This window comes from Mesorhizobium sp. M7A.T.Ca.US.000.02.2.1, assembly GCF_003996995.1.
In the GTDB taxonomy this organism is placed as follows: Bacteria; Pseudomonadota; Alphaproteobacteria; order Rhizobiales; family Rhizobiaceae; genus Mesorhizobium.
Genome location: NZ_RZTT01000885.1, coordinates 1 through 548 on the forward strand (window position 1 = coordinate 1; position 548 = coordinate 548).

Genomic DNA, 548 nt, shown 5'->3' on the forward strand with positions numbered 1-548 from the left:
GGTGCGTCTTGGTGGCGCTCAGGGCGCTGGCCACCGAAGGCATCCAGCGCGGACACATGGCGCTGCATGCCCGCAACATCGCCATCGTGGCGGGCGCGAGCGGCGCGAATATCGATACGGTGGCAAAGGAACTTGCGGCGGATCACGATGTGCGCGTCGATCGCGCCAGGGAAATCCTGCTCAGACTGGGCAAAGAGGAGGCCTGAGCGGTGAGCGAGGCGGCCGCACACGGAAATCAGGCTCGGCTTTCCAGCCTGCTCAAAAGCCAGGAAGGCATCGTGCTGGTGCTGGCGGTGCTGGCCTTCGTGCTGTTCTCGTTGCTGCTGCCGTCGTTCTTCAGCCCCGGCAACATCCTAGCCCTGATCAGAAGCGTCTCGATTCTCGGCATCCTGGCGCTGGGAATGGCGCTGGTCGTCATCGCCAGGGGCATCGATGTCTCGATGATCGCAACGATGGTGGTGTCGGTGTCCTGGGCCTTCGTGATCGCCCGCTCGGGCTATTCGCTGGAATTCGCGCTGCTGATCGGCGCGCTGTTCGCGGTGGTCGCC

2 pseudogenes are annotated in these 548 nt (G+C 64.4%); both read left to right on the forward strand.

Annotated elements, in window-relative coordinates:
• Positions 1-206: pseudogene (locus EOD15_RS35280) on the forward strand (3-hydroxy-3-methylglutaryl-CoA reductase); the annotation flags it as partial.
• A gap of 3 nt (positions 207-209) precedes the next feature.
• Positions 210-548: pseudogene (locus EOD15_RS35285) on the forward strand (ABC transporter permease); the annotation flags it as partial.